This window comes from Nemorincola caseinilytica (genome assembly GCF_039540515.1).
Taxonomy (GTDB): Bacteria; Bacteroidota; Bacteroidia; order Chitinophagales; family Chitinophagaceae; genus Nemorincola; species Nemorincola caseinilytica.
Genome location: NZ_BAABFA010000004.1, coordinates 218,059 through 236,197, shown reverse-complemented (window position 1 = coordinate 236,197; position 18,139 = coordinate 218,059). Strand labels below are relative to the sequence as shown.

The 18,139-nt window shown below is 51.4% G+C and carries 20 protein-coding genes; 8 read left to right on the top strand and 12 right to left on the bottom strand.

Annotated elements, in window-relative coordinates; all coding sequences use genetic code 11:
- Nucleotides 1–4: 4 nt before the first annotated feature.
- The 7 genes from ABD843_RS01750 to ABD843_RS01720 all read right to left on the bottom strand — a co-directional run bounded on the left by ABD843_RS01750 (nucleotide 5) and on the right by ABD843_RS01720 (nucleotide 5,410).
- Nucleotides 5–829: a glucose 1-dehydrogenase gene (locus tag ABD843_RS01750; RefSeq protein WP_345077582.1), complete on the bottom strand. Its 825-nt coding sequence runs from the start codon at nucleotides 827–829 to the stop codon at nucleotides 5–7.
- Nucleotides 830–842: 13 nt separating this feature from the next.
- The gene (locus tag ABD843_RS01745; RefSeq protein WP_345077579.1) at nucleotides 843–1,175 is read right to left on the bottom strand and encodes a four-helix bundle copper-binding protein; all 333 of its coding nucleotides are present in this window, start codon (nucleotides 1,173–1,175) and stop codon (nucleotides 843–845) included.
- 179 nt (nucleotides 1,176–1,354) lie between these two features.
- Nucleotides 1,355–1,996, bottom strand: coding sequence for a response regulator (locus ABD843_RS01740; RefSeq protein ID WP_345077576.1), 642 nt, complete (start codon nucleotides 1,994–1,996; stop codon nucleotides 1,355–1,357).
- Nucleotides 1,997–2,055: 59 nt separating this feature from the next.
- Nucleotides 2,056–2,847 (bottom strand): sensor histidine kinase, encoded by a 792-nt coding sequence (locus ABD843_RS01735; protein ID WP_345077573.1) that lies wholly within the window; start codon nucleotides 2,845–2,847, stop codon nucleotides 2,056–2,058.
- Nucleotides 2,837–3,487 (bottom strand): hypothetical protein, encoded by a 651-nt coding sequence (locus ABD843_RS01730; RefSeq protein WP_345077570.1) that lies wholly within the window; start codon nucleotides 3,485–3,487, stop codon nucleotides 2,837–2,839. The genes ABD843_RS01735 and ABD843_RS01730 overlap by 11 nt, the downstream gene beginning before the upstream one ends.
- A 4-nt stretch (nucleotides 3,488–3,491) precedes the next feature.
- Nucleotides 3,492–4,340 carry a hypothetical protein gene (locus ABD843_RS01725; protein ID WP_345077568.1) on the bottom strand — a complete coding sequence of 283 codons (849 nt, stop codon included), beginning with the start codon at nucleotides 4,338–4,340 and terminating at the stop codon, nucleotides 3,492–3,494.
- A gap of 212 nt (nucleotides 4,341–4,552) precedes the next feature.
- Complete coding sequence (locus ABD843_RS01720; RefSeq protein WP_345077565.1) at nucleotides 4,553–5,410, bottom strand: sigma-70 family RNA polymerase sigma factor; 858 nt, start codon at nucleotides 5,408–5,410, stop codon at nucleotides 4,553–4,555.
- 379 nt (nucleotides 5,411–5,789) lie between these two features.
- Between ABD843_RS01720 and ABD843_RS01715 the strand changes: the two genes are divergently transcribed.
- Nucleotides 5,790–6,968 (top strand): acyl-CoA dehydrogenase family protein, encoded by a 1,179-nt coding sequence (locus ABD843_RS01715; RefSeq protein ID WP_345077562.1) that lies wholly within the window; start codon nucleotides 5,790–5,792, stop codon nucleotides 6,966–6,968.
- Nucleotides 6,969–7,044: 76 nt separating this feature from the next.
- Here the strand turns inward: ABD843_RS01715 and ABD843_RS01710 are convergent, their stop codons facing one another.
- A complete protein-coding gene (locus ABD843_RS01710) occupies nucleotides 7,045–7,278 on the bottom strand; it encodes a hypothetical protein (RefSeq protein ID WP_345077559.1) in 234 nt (77 codons plus the stop codon).
- A gap of 257 nt (nucleotides 7,279–7,535) precedes the next feature.
- Here ABD843_RS01710 and ABD843_RS01705 point away from each other — a divergent pair, with 257 nt between their 5' ends.
- The 5 genes from ABD843_RS01705 (at nucleotide 7,536) to ABD843_RS01685 (ending at nucleotide 12,070) form a co-directional block, all read left to right on the top strand.
- The gene (locus tag ABD843_RS01705) at nucleotides 7,536–8,555 is read left to right on the top strand and encodes a hypothetical protein (RefSeq protein ID WP_345077556.1); all 1,020 of its coding nucleotides are present in this window, start codon (nucleotides 7,536–7,538) and stop codon (nucleotides 8,553–8,555) included.
- An 89-nt stretch (nucleotides 8,556–8,644) separates the two neighbouring features.
- Nucleotides 8,645–9,535 (top strand): OmpA family protein, encoded by an 891-nt coding sequence (locus ABD843_RS01700; protein WP_345077553.1) that lies wholly within the window; start codon nucleotides 8,645–8,647, stop codon nucleotides 9,533–9,535.
- 142 nt (nucleotides 9,536–9,677) lie between these two features.
- A complete protein-coding gene (pfkA, locus tag ABD843_RS01695; RefSeq protein WP_345077550.1) occupies nucleotides 9,678–10,649 on the top strand; it encodes a 6-phosphofructokinase in 972 nt (323 codons plus the stop codon).
- A gap of 49 nt (nucleotides 10,650–10,698) precedes the next feature.
- The gene (locus tag ABD843_RS01690) at nucleotides 10,699–11,727 is read left to right on the top strand and encodes a tryptophan 2,3-dioxygenase (RefSeq protein ID WP_345077547.1); all 1,029 of its coding nucleotides are present in this window, start codon (nucleotides 10,699–10,701) and stop codon (nucleotides 11,725–11,727) included.
- A gap of 85 nt (nucleotides 11,728–11,812) precedes the next feature.
- The gene (locus ABD843_RS01685; RefSeq protein ID WP_345077544.1) at nucleotides 11,813–12,070 is read left to right on the top strand and encodes a hypothetical protein; all 258 of its coding nucleotides are present in this window, start codon (nucleotides 11,813–11,815) and stop codon (nucleotides 12,068–12,070) included.
- Between the two features lie 13 nt (nucleotides 12,071–12,083).
- Here the strand turns inward: ABD843_RS01685 and pth are convergent, their stop codons facing one another.
- Nucleotides 12,084–12,644, bottom strand: a complete 561-nt coding sequence (gene pth, locus ABD843_RS01680) for an aminoacyl-tRNA hydrolase (protein WP_345077541.1) — start codon at nucleotides 12,642–12,644, stop codon at nucleotides 12,084–12,086.
- Between the two features lie 91 nt (nucleotides 12,645–12,735).
- Between pth and rocD the strand changes: the two genes are divergently transcribed.
- Nucleotides 12,736–13,968: an ornithine--oxo-acid transaminase gene (rocD, locus tag ABD843_RS01675; RefSeq protein ID WP_345077538.1), complete on the top strand. Its 1,233-nt coding sequence runs from the start codon at nucleotides 12,736–12,738 to the stop codon at nucleotides 13,966–13,968.
- Between the two features lie 56 nt (nucleotides 13,969–14,024).
- Here the strand turns inward: rocD and ABD843_RS01670 are convergent, their stop codons facing one another.
- Entirely contained in the window at nucleotides 14,025–14,465 is a 441-nt protein-coding gene (locus ABD843_RS01670) for a hypothetical protein (RefSeq protein WP_345077535.1), read from the bottom strand.
- Between the two features lie 78 nt (nucleotides 14,466–14,543).
- On the opposite strand from ABD843_RS01670, the gene ABD843_RS01665 reads away from it, so the two are divergent.
- Nucleotides 14,544–15,671: an acyloxyacyl hydrolase gene (locus ABD843_RS01665; protein WP_345077532.1), complete on the top strand. Its 1,128-nt coding sequence runs from the start codon at nucleotides 14,544–14,546 to the stop codon at nucleotides 15,669–15,671.
- Here ABD843_RS01665 and ABD843_RS01660 read toward each other — a convergent pair.
- Nucleotides 15,668–16,624, bottom strand: a complete 957-nt coding sequence (locus ABD843_RS01660) for a WD40/YVTN/BNR-like repeat-containing protein (RefSeq protein ID WP_345077529.1) — start codon at nucleotides 16,622–16,624, stop codon at nucleotides 15,668–15,670. The two genes, ABD843_RS01665 and ABD843_RS01660, sit on opposite strands and share 4 nt — an antisense overlap.
- 10 nt (nucleotides 16,625–16,634) lie before the next feature.
- The gene (locus ABD843_RS01655) at nucleotides 16,635–18,134 is read right to left on the bottom strand and encodes an ArnT family glycosyltransferase (RefSeq protein ID WP_345077526.1); all 1,500 of its coding nucleotides are present in this window, start codon (nucleotides 18,132–18,134) and stop codon (nucleotides 16,635–16,637) included.
- Nucleotides 18,135–18,139 lie beyond the last annotated feature (5 nt).

The window sequence follows — 18,139 nt, the reverse complement described above, 5'->3', positions numbered from 1 at the left end:
TCCATCAGCCTGTTACCATATCGCCGCCATTGACGTGCAGCGTTTGCCCGGTAACGTATGTGCTGTCATCGCACGCGAGGTAGACATATGCGGGCGCTACCTCGTAAGGGTATCCTGCCCGGCCCATAGGCGTGTCCTTGCCGAACTGTTTGAGATGTGCAGCATCGAATGCCTCTATGACCAGGGGTGTCCATATGGGGCCCGGGGCTACCTCGTTCACCCTTATCTTTTTAGCCGCAAGGTTCTTTGCCAGCGAGCGAGTGAACGATACTACAGCGCCCTTGGTAGCAGAATAATCCATAAGATGCTCGCTGCCACGATAGGCCACTACCGATGCCGTATTGATGATGCAGCCCCCACGCGGCATATGCGGCATAGCAAAACGGCAGAGGTAGAAGAACGGAAAAAGATTGACCTCGAAAGTGCGTACCAGTTGTTTGCGGCTTATGCCCTCTACCTTCTTGTCCTCCTGGTGCATGCCTGCATTGTTCACCAGTATGTCTATACGGCCAAAATGCTTTGCGGTGCGCTCTACTACCTTGCGGCAAAAAGCCTCACCGGCAAGGTCGCCCTTCAGTAGCAGGCACTGCCGTCCCTCGGCTGTTATGAGTTCTTCTGTCTCCTTTGCATCGCCATCACTCTGCAGGTACACTATGGCTATATCTGCACCCTCGCGTGCAAAGTGCATAGCCACAGAGCGGCCAATACCGCTATCGCCACCTGTGATGATGGCGATCCTGTCCTTTAACTTATCGGTACCCTTGTACCCCGGTCTTATGACGGGTACATCCAGTTCTTTCCAGAAGGTTTTTTTCTTGTTGGCGCTCATAGGCAATAGGGTTCTACTGTTCCAGCATTCGTGTACATTCATCGGCACACTCCATACATATCTCGGCACATTCGCGGCAGTGATCGTTGTGGTGCATTCTGCACTCATCGGCACATTCGCGGCATATGGTGGCACAAAGGCTGCACAACTGGCGGGCGTACTGGCTGCCGAGGCTCATCAGTTGCGCGGTCGCATAGCAGATGGCCGCACACTCCAGGTCCAGTTGTATGCAACGTGTCATATGCCCAACGTTCTGCTCTTTGAGGCAGGACGATGCGCAATGGTTGCATACATCTACGCATTCCAGGCATGCGTCTATGCAATTCCTGTATTCACGATAGCTCATGGCCTACATTTTTATAGCCGGGCAATAGTACCTGCTACATAAAATTAGGAACAGGGCGTGGCAATGGCATTACATGTTCGTTGTGGAGATCTATATAAATCCTAGCATGAGAATGGGCATATAAGCAGCAGGCCGGTATCGTTCGATACCGGCCTGTGGTAATTAAGAAAACATGGATACTACTTGATACTGACCATACCGGCCTTTATGGCATACATGGCCAGGCCGGTGCGGGTGGTGATGTTCAGTTTGCGGAAGAGGGTCTCGCGGTAGCCGTCTATGGTGCGGGCGCTGAGGTTCATCTCGTTCGCTATCTCTTTGTATGTGAGCTCGGTGCAGCAATACTTCAGCAATTGCAGCTCTTTATCTGTAAGGTCTACATTCGTTTTGCCATCGGGGTCATGTAGAATATTGAGCATACGGCCGGTAACGATGTCGGAATAGTAGAACCCATGCTTGTGTATGGACACTATGGCCTGCAACAACTCTTCGGGATCGGCATCCTTCAGCAGGTAGCCATGTGCACCACTTCGCAGCATCTTTATGATATTCAGCTCGGTATCGTACATAGAGAGCGCCAGTATGCCTACCTTAGGCCATCGCTTCTTTAGTTCTGTGGCCGTTTCGTAGCCATTCATCTCGGGCATATTTATATCTACTATGCAGACTTCGGGCATGGGGTCGGCATTGCTCATCTTGGCAATAAGCTCTTTTCCGGTACCGGCTTCAAGTATCACCTTTATGTCGCTGAACTTGGAGAGCATCTCTGCAACCCCTTTGCGAATGAGCGCATGGTCGTCGGCAAGCGCAATATGTATCATATACAGGTCTTTAAAAAGGTTAGCGAACACTATAAAAGTAATGGTCTTTCAGCATTCTATCATGCGGCAGCGCTTTCGCGATCTATCTGTAAGCTGATAGTGGTACCTCCACCTTTCGCCGAAGCGACATCGAGGCGCCCCTTCAGCAGGGCTGCACGCATTTGCATGTTGCTGAGGCCTATGCCACTTTTTGTGATGCTGCCGGCCTCGAAACCCATGCCGTTGTCCACTACCCGCACCACCAGCATATGTGGCTTATGATCGAGGTAGACATCTATGGCAGAGGGCGAAGCATGCTTCACCGCATTGGCGATGGCCTCTTGTATGATGCGGAACACCAGCAGCTCGCGCTCCTCGCCTATGCTGTAATCCTCTCCGGTATTGTGCAGGGTACACTTTACGTCCTTGGCAGAGCGTATGTATTCCAGGTCTTTCTCTACGGCCTCGGGCAGGCCTACATTGGTAACGAATACGCTGTTGAGCGTATGGCTGATGTTGCGCAGGTCGGAGATGGCCTTACCCAGCAGCTCGGTACAATCTTTGGCACGGGCCACTATCTCGGTCTCGTTGCTACTTCGGCGTATGTTGTGCAACTGCATCTTCACGATACTGAGGAGCTGGCCTATGTTGTCGTGTATCTCTTCCGAAAAATAGCGGAAAGACTGCTCCTGCACTTCCATTCGCGACAACAGTAGCTGATTGTGATAATTGTTTTCCATAGTTTGTTTCTCCAGTAAATGCTCGTATCTTTTTTTCTTGTGTATGACAAGAAATACAATAAGGGCGAAAGCCAGCGCTATGAACAGCACCGAGCCCATAATGAATATTATTACCGACCTGTCAAGCTCCATTCCTTGCCATTTTAGGGTATCTCAAATAGGTAAGCAGCACACCGGTATACACCGCCAGGTTGACAATGATATGACCGTAGATAGATATGGTATAGAACAGCTTGTCGTGCCGGTAGAAGTATATTATGAACTGCCAGAAAAAGAAACTGGAACTGAAATACACAAGAAAGAAGGTCCAGAACCAGAAGTGAACATAATTTTGGATCTTGCTGATATTGTCATTTATCAATATCCGGTATAGCGAATACAATGCCATAGGTATGACCATGAAACACTCGAAAGTGATCACATTCGTATTCACTGCGGAAAGCGGCTGAAAATATATGGTATTGAATATCTCCACTCCTAAATATATAAGGCATAGCACTATGAGCAACAACCGCTTTCTGACCCCGACCGTATACATAAAGTACATGGTAATGATGATCAGCTCTACCAGGTTATATACATGATAGCAGGGGTTCTTCAGCTGTGGCCAGTAATATCGCAGTACCGCGCTTAGTTCGCAACCCAGCGATGCCATGTACATATAGAACAACAACCTGGCCCCTTTATCCAGCATCTTGTACCTCCATGCAGCTACCCCACATGCACACGCCAACACCACCACACAGATATAAAAGAGCAGATCTACCATCACAGCATCAGTATGTACATATTGGAGGGTCGAAGGTAGTCCCCCCGCTTACAGTGTTGCATTGTGGGCAGGGTGTAGTGTTCTCCATTACGCAAGATTGTCCTCTGTATCCCATATACATATGGTTCGTTCCGTCGTTAGAGCCTACTATCACCAGGTGAATAATGTTGTTGCCATCCATGGCCAGTATGAACTGTGTATACTCCATACCACCGGCATTGATGCCTGCATGCAGATAGCCCGCCAGGTCGTTGGCATTATACAGCCATCCGTTGTTCTTGTTCCTTATAGCTGAGCTCTGCTGGTAATAGTCTATCATGCTCTGTGCATCGGTAACGTTCATAGCCTCTATAAAAAAGGTATCTATAACATTGGACGATTGCTGCTCCAGTGTAGTGGGGATATTCACAAAATTGGTGCCTGCCAGCAGGAAGCAGGTATCGTTACGGCTCAGGTATTCGTTCTTGCCACTATCATCTACCGATGCCAGGAAAAGGAACAGGCTATCTTCATTAGCGTTCTGCCCTACCACGAAATTTACTATAGAGTTGCCCCTGGCCTGCAGGTAATCCAGCAGTTCCTGTGTTTTGAAAACGAAGCTGTACTGAGGCACCTTCGTTGCCGAATTCTTATAGTTCTCAATATATGTAAGTGCCTCTGTTACCCTGAAGAGGTGGTCTACTTCGCCCGGATCGGGGGCCAAAGTATCATGGGCGGTCATGGCTGCCATTTCAGCCATCGGTGGCACGGGCCCCATATTAGCATCGCCGTTCTCTGGATGGTCGCTACTACTACCACAGGAAAAAAGAAGGCAAGACATAAAAAGGGGTAATGCGAATGCTAATATTTTTCTCATACGATAAATGTGTGTTTGGTACAGTCTAAAAATAAGCAAGATGTAGCATTATTCATAACCGGCCGCACAGGCAGCAAAAGTATGAGCCGGTCATTTATACCGATACCGTATTTTTCCCGTATTTTTTTAGACCGGCAGTAATATATTGGCATAAAAAAAGAGCACACCGTAATGGTGTGCTCTGCATATCGGGTCTGCTTACTATATCGCTTTTAGCCAAGGTATACTTTCAGTGCGTTGCTGTAGCGTGCCTTTTGCAGGCGCTTTATAGCGCGCTCCTTTATCTGGCGTATGCGCTCTTTCGTAAGGTCGTACTTCTCGCCTATCTCTTCTATGCTGGGGCCATTATCGCCCTCCAGGCCAAAGTAGGCGGCCAGTATCTCGGCCTCGCGCTGGCTCAGCGACTTCAGTATGCGGCGTATCTCGTTGCGCAGCGAGTCTTTCATCACATCGGTATCGGTATCGCTGCTGCCTTCCAGTAGGTCGCCCATGGCCACATCCTCGGCCTCGTGCACGGGGGCATCGAGCGATGTGTGGCGGGTATTGCTGGTGAATATGTTCGTTACCTCGGTCTCGCTCATATCCAGTATATCGGCCAGCTCTTCGGTAGATGGTTCGCGCTCGTTCTCCTGCTCAAAGGCTATGAAGGCTTTATTGGCCTTGTTGTAAGTGCCTATCTTGTTCTGCGGCAGGCGCACAAGGCGGCCCTGCTCTGCCAGCGCCTGTAGTATGGACTGGCGGATCCACCATACGGCATAGGAGATGAATTTGAAGCCTTTGGTCTCATCGAAACGCTGTGCTGCCTTTATAAGCCCCAGGTTGCCCTCATTGATAAGGTCGGAAAGTGAAAGGCCCTGGTGTTGGTATTGTTTTGCCACAGATACCACGAAACGGAGGTTCGATTTCACCAGTTTTTCCAGCGCGCGCTGGTCGCCCATGTGTATCTTCTGGGCAAGGGTGGTCTCTTCCTCGGGTGTTATCATAGATATCTTGCTTATCTCCTGCAAGTACTTCTCTACAGCCTGTGAATCTCGGTTAGTGATCTGGGTGGCTATCTTTAACTGCCTCATAATAAATTTGTTACTTAAGGGATATTACAAAAATTACATTCCATTGTCAAAACCCACTGTCCGTTCTGCCTTACTAAAGGCGTGGTATTCATGCATTTCGTTTGATACGTCCGCCAGATCTGTGATGTCTTTAACAATACTCTGTTATTGCCGCAAATAATGTTCCACATTTAGTGAACACCATGATAAATAAGCGTCACATATCGTAGAGAATGCCCGGAATGTGGTACAGTATTGACTTATAACGGTCATGGATAATTATTATAAGGCTATAAAGTGAAGAGGGCGCCGCTGATACCTGACATTTCGTAGTGCAAAATTATACCAATATGTCAAAAATGCTACCTTTGCGCCACAATTCACGTCAACTTTAACAAAAATGGAAAAAGATCTGTACCAGCATCCCGACTATTACCTTTTAGATGAACTTTTGACCGAAGAACAGAAACTGATACGCGATACGGTTCGCTCATTTGTAAAGAAAGAGATATCGCCCATAATAGAAGAGTATGCGCAGCGTGCGGAATTTCCCAAACAGCTGATAAAAGGCCTGGGAGAGACAGGCTGTTTCGGCCCCTTCCTGCCACAGAAATACGGTGGCCCCGGGCTGGACTATATCACTTATGGCATCATGATGCAGGAACTGGAACGCTGCGACTCGGGCATACGCTCTACAGCATCGGTACAGGGCTCGCTGGTCATGTTCCCCATATACAAGTTCGGCAGCGAGGAGCAGAAGATGAAATACCTGCCCAAGCTGGCCACAGGTGAAATGATGGGCTGTTTCGGCCTCACAGAGCCGAACCACGGCTCTAACCCCGCCGGTATGCTGAGCAACTTCAAAGATGCCGGCGACCATGTGATACTGAACGGATCGAAGATGTGGATATCGAACGCTCCCTTTGCCGATGTGGCCGTAGTATGGGCCAAGAACGAGCAGGGCGAGATACAGGGCCTGATACTGGAACGCGGTATGGAAGGCTTTACCACTCCTGAGACACATGGCAAATGGTCGCTGCGCGCATCGGCCACGGGCGAGCTGGTGTTCGATAACGTGAAGGTGCCTAAAGAGAACATACTGCCCGGTGTAAAGGGCCTGAAGGGACCGCTTACCTGCCTGTCGAGCGCGCGCTACGGTATAGCATGGGGCGCACTGGGCTGCGCTATGGACTGCTACGATACGGCCCTGCGCTACGCCAAGCAGCGCGAACAGTTCGGGCGGCCGATAGCGGGCTTCCAGCTGACGCAGAAGAAGCTGGCAGAAATGATAACGGAGATAACCAAGAGCCAGTTGCTGAACTGGCGCCTGGGTGTGCTGCGCAATGAGGACCGCGCTACGCCTGCACAGATATCTATGGCCAAACGCAATAGCTGCGACATAGCCCTGAAGGTATCGCGCGAGGCAAGGCAGATACTGGGTGGTATGGGCATAACAGGCGAATTCAGCATCATGCGCCACATGATGAACCTGGAGTCGGTGGTGACATACGAGGGTACGCACGACATACACCTGCTGATAACAGGTATGGACGTGACCGGTATAAATGCATTCAGTTGATAAGCCCCTGCCGTAAGGCAGATAATGATATTACTTTTACGAACAGCGTAGGCCGGTGCCTGCGCTGTTCCTGCTTTTAGCTAAAAAGGGTCTCGGTATACCTGCCTCTTTCGGTAAGGCTTATGGCCTTTTCCTGCATATTGTACTTTATCAGCCCCAGGTCCTGCAGAAAATCGAGGTAAAAGTCGATGTTCTCATGATACATGGCATCTATCTCAGACCGTATATCGTCGAGACAGCCATCATAGGGGACATTCACATGCACACACCGCCGGCGAATAATAGCCAGCACGATATTAAATACATTCATACAAGAGTATGTTTTTAACAGGATCCTCTTTTATTGGGTCGTTCCTGTACGCATTCCTTTTATCAATGCGCATGTAAGTTATGCAAATGTTATTGATTAAAATTGGATTTTATTATAAACAATATTTAAAAATGTACATTGAACAATTCACATGGATACACTGATCACCGATAACCTATTTGGTGAATATAAAAGATCGTCCATCGAGGCATAGGAATAAGCGTGTATACGAAAGATACTGGCGTAAATTTGCGGGTATGACAACAAGATATGGCCTGTGGCTGGCAATATGGTTGATGGCAACAATGGCCATATCGTGCGGGGAGAATAAGAAAGAGAACGAGAACAACGGGATAATAGTAAAAAAGAGCGCCCGGACACGGGTAAAGGGCCGCATAATAGAAAAAGTGCGCGTGGTGCAGATACCCCTCACGGCCGGGGAGAACAACCTGCGTGGCGTGGTACATACGGTAGCATACACCACCTATGGGTATGATACTAAAGCCGAACGGGCACTGAGAGACAGCGGCCTGAACGTATATGACGAGCAAGGCCGGCTGACCCGACAGGATGCATGGGACAAAAAAGGGAACAAAAAGTGGGAATGTGTGTATGAGTATGACAAAACAGGCAAGCTGACCCGCTGGATGCTGAATATGATAGCAAAGGGGGTACAAGATACTACGACCTTTGCCTACGACACAAAAGGCAATAAAATAAAAGCAGAGACACGCGCCAATGACCCGGCAATCAGCGGCAGGAAAGAATATACCTATGACGAGCAGGGCAACGAAACGAGCGTGACCGAATACGCATCGGGCAATAAGATACGCAGCCTTAGCCGCAGCAACTACAACAATATGGGCGACCAGGTGGTGCTCGCCGACCTCTTCCCTGACAGGACACCATATATGACACGCACCGCTACCTACGACCTGTATGGCAGCATAGTGTCGTTGCAGCTATATGTGGGCGACTCTATGACCAGCAAGAGCGTAATGACGAACGACGGCCGCGGTAAGCATGTGGAGATAAAGATGTATGATGGCAAAGGCCGGTTCAGCGGGCGGGCGGCATATGCATATGATACCAGCGGCAATATGGTGGAACATACTAATTATGACGCCAGTGATGCACCCGCCGACACAAGAACGGTACTGGAGCACGAATATGACAGCGCAGGTAACGTAACAAGAACTGTGACGTATACAGAGAAAAAGGGAAAACGCAGCCCGCAGAACAGTGTAGTGTACAGGTATACTTACTACCGGAAGTGAGCGGAACGGATAAGCGACGATGCAATGGAAAACTTACTAACTTTGCGGCTGGTACAGTTTTTGCACCCCCATTCTAAAAATTCACAACAATGAAAAGATCACTGACCATCGTATCGGGCATATGCCTTTCCATGTCCCTGTTATCGTCATGCATCGTTTCTAAAAAGAAATATGATGCAGAGACACAGCGTGCAGAGAAGGAAAAAGCAGAAAAGATAGCCCTGGGCAAGCAGCTGGACGAGCAGATAGCGCTCAATAAAAAGCTGAACGCCACCAATACCGACCTGAACAATACCGTGGCCGCGCTGAACGCCCGTATAGGACGGCTGAGAGACAGCATCAGCAATAATGAAAGCGCTATACGCGACCTGACCAATAAGGTGAACGTACTGGGCGATGAGAAAGAAAGCACCAAACGCCAGCTACGCAATACCCGCGACCAGGTAGATGAACAGCGCAAGCGACTGGAACAACTACAGGCCCTGCTGGACCAGCAGAAACAAGCCGCAGAGGCCCTGCGCAGCAAGATAGCCGAGGCGCTGAAAGGCTTCAACAGCAGCGAGCTGACGGTGAAGATGAAGAACGGCAAGGTGTACATAAGCATGCAGGAAAGCCTGCTGTTCCCATCGGGCAGCGCGGTGGTGAACCCAAAGGGCAAGGAAGCCCTGTCGAAAGTAGCAGGCGTACTGAACACAAGCTCGGACATAAACATCAATATAGAAGGGCATACCGACAGCATTCCTATTCGTACTGCGAAATTCGCTGACAACTGGGAACTGAGCACGGCGCGCGCCACATCTATAGCCCATGTGCTGATAGACGACTACCATGTGGTACCTGCCAAGCTGGTAGCCAGCGGCCGCAGCGAGTACGACCCCATAGCACCCAACAGCACACCTGAAGGCCGTGGCCAGAACAGGCGCACGGAGATAATACTGGAGCCCAAGCTGAACGAGCTGATGAAGCTGATGGGTGAATAATGCGGCAATTCGACAATGCGATAATGTGAGGAACGCGATGAGTGGTGATGTGATAAATGTGTAGTAGATATTTTTGTTAAAGCCCCTGTTTACAAGACAGGGGCTTTACATTTGTAACCTGTAGCTACCAAACAGGACACATATGAAGAACATAGGAGTACTGACATCGGGCGGGGATAGCCCAGGCATGAATGCCGCCATTAGGGCGGTGGTGCGTACCGGCGTATACCATGGCATGAACGTATATGGTATAAGACGCGGCTACCAGGGCATGATAGATGGCGACATACAACTGATGCAGACCACCGATGTATCGAACATCATACAGCGTGGGGGCACCATACTGAAGACCGCACGCAGCAAGGAATTCATGACGCCGGAAGGTATGCAGAAAGCATATGAGCAGCTACAGAAACATGGCATAGAAGGGCTGGTGCTGATAGGCGGCGATGGCACCTTCAGGGGCGCGGTAAAGTTCTTCGAGCAGTATACCATACCTGCGGTAGGTCTGCCGGGCACTATAGATAAGGACCTGTCTGGCACTGACCTGACGATAGGGTTCGATACAGCGGTGAACACTGCGGTAGAGGCCATAGACAAGATACGCGATACCGCAGAGGCGCACGACCGCGTATTTGTGATAGAGCTGATGGGCCGCGATGCGGGCTACATAGCACTGAACAGCGGTATAGCCTGCGGCGCGGAAGATATATTGATACCCGAGACCGTGACGCATATAGACGAACTGCTGAACAAGATAGAGGCCGACGAGCTGCGCAAGAAAGCGGTACATATAATTGTGGTAGCCGAGGGCGACGACTTTGGCGGCGCTACAGAGGTACACGCAAGTATAACGGAACGCTTCCCAAGGCTAGACGTGCGCGCCTGTGTGCTGGGACATATACAGAGGGGCGGATCGCCGACGTATACCGACAGGGTACTGGCCAGCCGCATGGGCCATGCCGCTGTGAACGCGCTGCGCAGTGGCGACACACAGGTGATGATAGGTATAGTGAACAACGAGATAGTGCATACCCCTTTTACCAATGTGATAAAGGGCACCACCCCTATAAGCGCCGACCTGATAGATATGATAAGGATACTGAGCGTATGACCATTATCATCCTCTTTCCTGTAACATTCACTAATTTTAGCCAATGGATATGAAACAACGTAAGCCGGTATACTATAGCGAGTACCTGCAACTGGATAAGATACTGAACGCGCAATTCCCGGAGAGCGATAAGGAGGACATAAAGGCCGATGATGAGATGTTGTTCATCATCATTCACCAGGCATATGAGCTGTGGTTCAAGCAGATACTGCATGAGCTGAGCATAGTGCGTACCATATTCGGCCAGGCAAGCATACAGGACAATGCGCCCGATATATACAACAGCGTACACCGCCTGAAACGAGTATGTAAGATACTGGAGGTGGCCGTGATGCAGATGGGCATACTGGAGACCATGACCCCGCTGGACTTCCTGGATTTCCGCGACCTGCTGCGCCCGGCATCGGGGTTCCAGAGCATACAGTTCAAGATGATAGAGGCCACACTGGGCCTGCACTACGAGCACAGGCATGGCAAGGCATATTACCTATCACAACTGAACCCTGCCGACATAGAACGCGTGAAGCAGGCCGAGGAGCAGCGGTCGCTGCGATCACTGCTGAACGAATGGCTGGCACGCATGCCTTTTGTGAACGACAAGACGTACTGGGGCAATGAGGATGCGGCATTCTGGAAAAAATACCGTGAAGCCTATACAAGCGGCCTGTCAGAGGCAGAGATGGCGAATGTGAAGGTATTCGACTCTATATTCATAGACAATGCACAATACCCCGAGGGGCGAGCATTCAGCGCAGAGGCATCGCGCAATGCGATGTTCATAATGCTGTACCGCGACCAGCCGCTGCTGCAACTGCCCTACGAACTGCTGACCACCCTGCTGGAGATAGACGAACAACTGTCTATGTGGCGGCACAGGCACATACACATGGTGCAGCGCACCATAGGCAAGCGTGTGGGCACAGGTGGCAGCACAGGTGCCGAGTACCTGCGCGGCGCTGCCGACAGCCACTACATATTCAAAGAGCTGGCAGAGCTTACATCCTTCCTGCTGCCACGCAACATGCTGCCTGCCCTGCCACCTGCACTGGTACAGGCGCTGGGCTATGCAGCACGATGACCATACAGAAAACGCCGGAACGGATACCGCGGTAGCGCAGTTACCCGTTCCGGTATTATATTTGCATGCATAAAACGCATTTCGCATGAGACCGACCTACACTACTGGCATATGGCGCACTACCCTACTGGTACTTTTTGCGGGGTCATTATTGTCGTCCTGCGCGCGCCAGGAGACCGTTTGCGAATGCGTGAACAATAACTCTTACAACGGGAAGAAGAAGAATGTCTTTATCCTCAGCAAGCGCAGGCTGGACAACGAGACCGCACTGGCCGAATGTGCCAAATGGCAGGAAACAGGTAATGGCACCTACGATACCTGCCTGGTGAAGATCATCAAATAGTACCCGGCGGCGGTCAGGTATTGTATACATTCATGGCCTTACTGATACCCTGCGTAGCGAAACATTCTATCGCATCCACGCTTTTCAGCAGTGTTTCCTTTATCACCGGCATTTCGGAGGGTTTCCATTTGCCCAGTACGAACTCTACCTGCCTGCCCTTCGGGAAATCGTTACCTATACCGAAGCGCAGCCGGGGATACTTATCGGTCATAAGGGTCTGCTGAATGCTTTTGAGGCCATTGTGCCCGGCATCGCTGCCGCTACCGCGCAGGCGTAGTGTACCGACAGGCAATGCCAGGTCGTCCATTATCACTAATATGTTCTCCAGCGCTATCTTTTCCTTGTCCATCCAGTACTTTACCGCCTTGCCGCTCAGGTTCATATAAGTAGTGGGCTTCAGTACTATGAATGTGCGGCCCTTCCAGCGCACTTCGGACATGAAAGCATGCCTGTCGAGGGCGTAATTCCCCCCATGTTTCAGCACGAAAGCATCGGCCACCTCGAAGCCTATATTGTGCCGGGTGGCATCGTATTCATTACCTATATTACCCAGGCCTGCTATCAGGAATTTCATGCGGCGAAAATACTTCAAGATCGGCAACTAAAGCACACATGCAGGGCCGTGGGCACAAGGTTGTATGCCCTAAAGATGTTAACTTTGCAGTATGCATGCAGTAAACACCATATCACCGCGCACACAATATTTCCTGGACAAGGAAGAGCAGTTCGGCGCGCATAATTACCACCCCCTACCCGTAGTGCTCACCCGTGGCGAAGGCGTATTTGTGTGGGACGTAGACGACCGTCGCTATTACGACTTCCTGTCGGGCTATTCGGCCATCAACCAGGGCCATTGCCACCCGCGCATCATAAAGACCTTCATAGAGCAGGCACAGAAGCTGACACTTACATCACGCGCTTTTCATAACAATATGCTGGGCGAGTTCGCAGAGTTCATCACACATTTCTTTGGCTACGACAAGGTACTGCCCATGAATACGGGCGCCGAGGCCGTAGAGACCGGCCTGAAGCTGGCCCGCCGCTGGGGCTACGAGGTAAAGGGCGTAGCGCCGAACAAGGCCAAGATAATAGTATGCGCCGATAACTTTCACGGCCGCACCATAAATATAGTATCCTTCAGTACCGACAATGATTCGCGCCGCGATTTCGGCCCCTTCACACCGGGCTATGAGGTGATACCCTACAACAATATAGCCGCACTGCAGGCAGCCCTGCAAGACCCCAATGTGGTGGCCTTTATGGTAGAGCCCATACAGGGCGAGGCCGGCGTAGTAGTACCAGATGACGGCTACCTGGCAAAGGCCGCAGCCATGTGCCGCGAGGCCGATGTGCTGCTGATAGCCGACGAGATACAGACCGGGCTGGCGCGTACCGGCCGTATGCTGGCCTGCGACCACGAGGGTGTACGCCCCGACATACTGCTGCTGGGCAAGGCGCTATCGGGCGGAACGATGCCGGTGTCGGCAGTGCTGGCCGATGACGAGATAATGCTGACCATAAAACCGGGCGAGCACGGATCGACATACGGAGGCAACCCGCTGGCCTGCAAGGTGGCCATAACATCTCTGCAAGTGCTGGTGGACGAAAAGATGGCCGAGAACTCTGCCATACAGGGCGAGTACCTGAGGCAGGAACTGCTGGCCATGAACCACCCTCATATATCGGTAGTAAGGGGCAAAGGCCTCTTCAATGCCATAGTGATAGAGCACCCCAATAAGGAAGCCGCGTGGGAAATATGTATGGAAATGAAGGAGAACGGCCTGCTGGCCAAACCCACCCATGGCGACAGGATACGCTTTGCACCACCGCTGCTGATAGACCGTAAGCAGATAGATGAATGCGTGGGCATCATAAAAAAGAGCATGGAGAAGTGGTAAGCAGCAGAACGAAGTAAGAATATGCGATACGGGGCCTGAATGGGCCCTGTACCTTTTTAACGGGATGATGGAATGCTGGTCTTGCGCTGGCGCATACTACGGCCCACTATATAGCCCAGCAATGCCGATGGTATCATTACTATAATGCTCATAGCCGATACCCACATGGGCTGAAAAGGCATGAACATGGCATTGAATATGGCGCCGAGGGTAATGATGATGCCTGTTATGAGCGCGGGCCTCTTTGTGTCATGATCGGGGATGAGGGTGGCGATGGCACCGGCGATGGTGGTGCAAATAATGTAGTTCACAAGCAATAGTATGAATGCAGTAACAGGCAGGGTAGATATGTAGGACACATAATCTTCCTTGGCATTGAGCTGCACCCCCACGGCAGGCGGGTACGTGGCATGCAGCGCCTTTTCGCCCAGCACCTGCAGCATCACACCGGCCATGGTACCGGCCACTACCGGCAATATGTAGCTTTTGAACTTCACTTGCGCATCTTCTACTGTAAAGTTAGCGACCGCCCATCACAAAACGATATTTGCGCCTATATTTGTTACCCTATCCATATGCCTTTTCGCTCGCTCACAGTGCTTTTATTGCTGCTATCGGCACAGGCCGCACCTGCCCAGGACAACAGGCCGGGCGCAGGTTTTTGCGTGGATGTGAACTACTTTGCCGGGAAGGTGATAAAACATACGGCCAAGTTCCGCCTGCCGGTACCCGATGTATCTACAGGGCTGGACCTGAACCTGCAATGGAAGACCTACGGCAAGCGCGACTGGCATCAGCGCAGGCGATACCCGACCATAGGTATAGGGCTTGCCTATACCAACTATGGTATAGACTCGGTATACGGCCGCTGTTTCAGTATATATCCCAATATAGAGATACCGCTTATAGCAGGCGACCGCCTGCGCTGGACGGTGCGCATAGGCGATGGCGCAGGCTTCGTGACCCGCAAATACTCGCGCGTGGCCCCCATAGACACCCAGAACAACGCTATAAGCAGCCACCTGAACGACTATGCATCCTTTATGATGGACCTGCGCTACAAAGTAAGCAGCCACCTGCATGTACAGGCCGGGGTGAACTTCTCGCATATCTCCAATGCATCCTTCCGCCAGCCGAACCTGGGTATAAACCTGGCAGGGGTACATGTGGGCTTCAAATATTTCCCGGTAACAGATGCACCTAAGCCCATAAAGCACGAATTGCAGCCACTGAGCAGGCGATGGCTGGGCCAGTTCAGGCTGGGGCTGGCCTATACGGGATCGAACGCGCCGGAAGGCCCCTCCTACCCTGTATACCTGGTAACGGCACTGGCCAGCAAACGGTGGATAAGCAAGAACAAGGCGCTGATAGGGCTGGACTACTCTTACCATCAGCAGATAACGGCCTTCCTGCGCAACAACAGCTTTGTAGAGCCGGGCACGGAGAAACAGCACGCCTATAAAATGGCCGTACTGGCGGGCAATGAGTTCATACTGGGGCGGCTGGGCGTGGTGCTGCAGGTAGGCTACTATGTGAAACAGGCCTTCCAGTCACAGGGCAAACTGTACCAGAAACTCGGCGGCAACCTGTACCTGAGCCGCAATGACAAGGCATTCGTAAAAGAGATGTACCTCTGCGCCTTCCTGAAAACACATCTGTCCACTGCAGAGCTGGCGGAGTTCGGCTTCGGTATGAGCTTCTAGCGCACTATGCGGTAGATACCTCCTTTATCGCCCACCACCAGCATATCGCCATTGGGACATAGGGTAATGCTGCGCAGGGCATAGGAGGTAAAACGCTCGTATTCCCGCCAGTTGCGGCCACCATCCTCGGTGCATATTATGAGGCCCTCATCGCCCACAGCCCAGCCATGCAGAAGGTCGGTAAAGAGTATATCGCGCAGCATGTAGCGGGGTATGGACAGGCTGTTGCCATTGCGCAGGCGCTGCCAATGGGCGCCACCATCGGTGGTGTGGAAGATACTGCCATTGGCCCCGCACATCCATATCTCGTTGCCCAGTATGCTCATGGCAGTGAAATTGTCGCCCTCTACATCCTGGTAGGCCCATGTGCGGCGGTGATCGGTGGTCTTCAGCACCACGCCATAGCCTATGGCATACCCCGTGGACGGGCCGGTCATATAGATATTATTGAGCCCGAACTGGAAGGTATCCTGGCTGATGATGTTGAATGCTGTATCGACCTGCACTATGGCGCTGGCGCGCTGCAGTACCGTACTTATGAAGATGCCCGTATCCTCTACCGGGTAGGCAGCGGCTATGTAGTAGTTCCAGTTCAGTATGCGGCCCAAAAGCCAGTTGCGCCCGGTATCGCGCGAGTGAAGCACTACCCCATCGGTACCGCACATATACATGGCCCCTGCGGGCGATACCGCAAAACCATACAATCCCTTGCCCGCCGCAGGATAAGACCCTGCCGTCCAGGTATAGCCGCCATCGGTAGAGTGCAGTACGGTAGCACGGTCGTATAGCTCGCCACCTGCTACGAAACATTCCTTATCGCTAATGAACCTTACCTTATTCAGCCTGTCGGTGGTATTGCTGGCAAGAGAGTAAACATTATCTGTCCGCAGCTGGTCTTTTTTACAGCCGGCCGCAAACAGCACCATTATACCTAATATCCAAAACCTGTTCATCCGGTCTTTCTTATTTCAGTTCATATACGCGCAGGCCATCTTTATCGAACAGCTTCTGCCCCAGGTGTTCCTGTACACCCGGCCGTGTATCTACATTGCCCGTGGTGTACAGGTACTTTGCGCCCCGTTGCATGTATGAAGATAGCAGATCTGCGCTCATATCGTCATTATCATAGCTCCAGCCCTTGCGGTCTATGTAGTACAGCAATACCATATCGCTGGGGTCGTTGCCTGCTATGCATAGGGCGCCGGGTGGGGTCAGGCTGCGTATCTCGTCCTTGTAGCGGTAGAATGCGGGCTCGAAACCGGTATCGGAGGCTACATCCCAACGGGAATAACAGCGAATAAAGGCTGTGACCGGCAAGACCACAAGGCATACAGCCGCGAATATGCGAACAGGCCGGGCCATAGCCAGCAGCCGCGATGCCCCATATGCCACCAGCAGGAAGATGGGCGGAAGGAAGGGGAACATATAATAATCGTGTACGGTAGAGATAGCGTTTATCTCGAAAAAGAAATAGAACAGTACTACCACGCCCAGCGATGCCAGCAGTATAAAGTATGGCCTGCGATATACTTTTCCCCTGACCATAAAATACAGCCCTGCCGCAAAAAGCGGTGTGGCGCCATAATTGATGAGCAGCTCGGGCAGCATGGACACGGTGATCTTGAGGAGAATGGAGAACAATTCTCCTACGCTTTCCTTAGCATCTGTGACACCGGCAATGATCATGTTATCGCCCCAGGTGTGTATGACGCTGATGTACCATACAAAGGCCGGAAGCACTATAAGCGCATATATACCGGCCACCGCGAGCGCGCGTTTTAGCTGCATGCACCCTGCCCTGAGCTCTGCCAGCAGGTACACGGGTACTACTATGCCATATATGACAAAGGGCAGCTTGGCCAGTGTGGCAAGGCATAGGAAGAGCGCGGAGAGGAAAAGAAGCCTCTCCCCGGCCCTCTCCCGGGGAGAGGGAGGTGGGTTGCTTGTGTTATGCTGCCTTATATTCACATATTCGTAGAAAAACGCAAGGCTCCATATAGCGGTACACATGCTGAAGTTATCGGGCATGGGGTTTACCATGTAATAATGGAATACCGGGGAAAAAGCGAAACACCAGGCACATATGGTGGCGATAGCCGTATGCCCGAAGATATTGCGGGCAAGCCTGTACATACCATATACCGAGAACAGACCCACTATGAAGGACAATACCCGCGAGATGGCCACCGATGGCCCCAGTACCTTATGCACCACCGCAAATAGCCACTGCATAATGGGGAACTCCTGCAGCAGCAGCCTATCGGGATAGGCCATATTGTTGCAGCGGGGGTGGAAGATGTTCATATCCTCGCGGAAGAAATTGTTGATGACCTGCTGGGTCTTGGTCTGCCGCCATACATGTATGCCCACAAGGTCCAGGTCGAAGACATACCAGTGAAGCGCCAGGCTTATAAGGGGTATAAGCGCCAGCAATAGCCTGTGATATTTCTTTATGAACTCCATTTGCC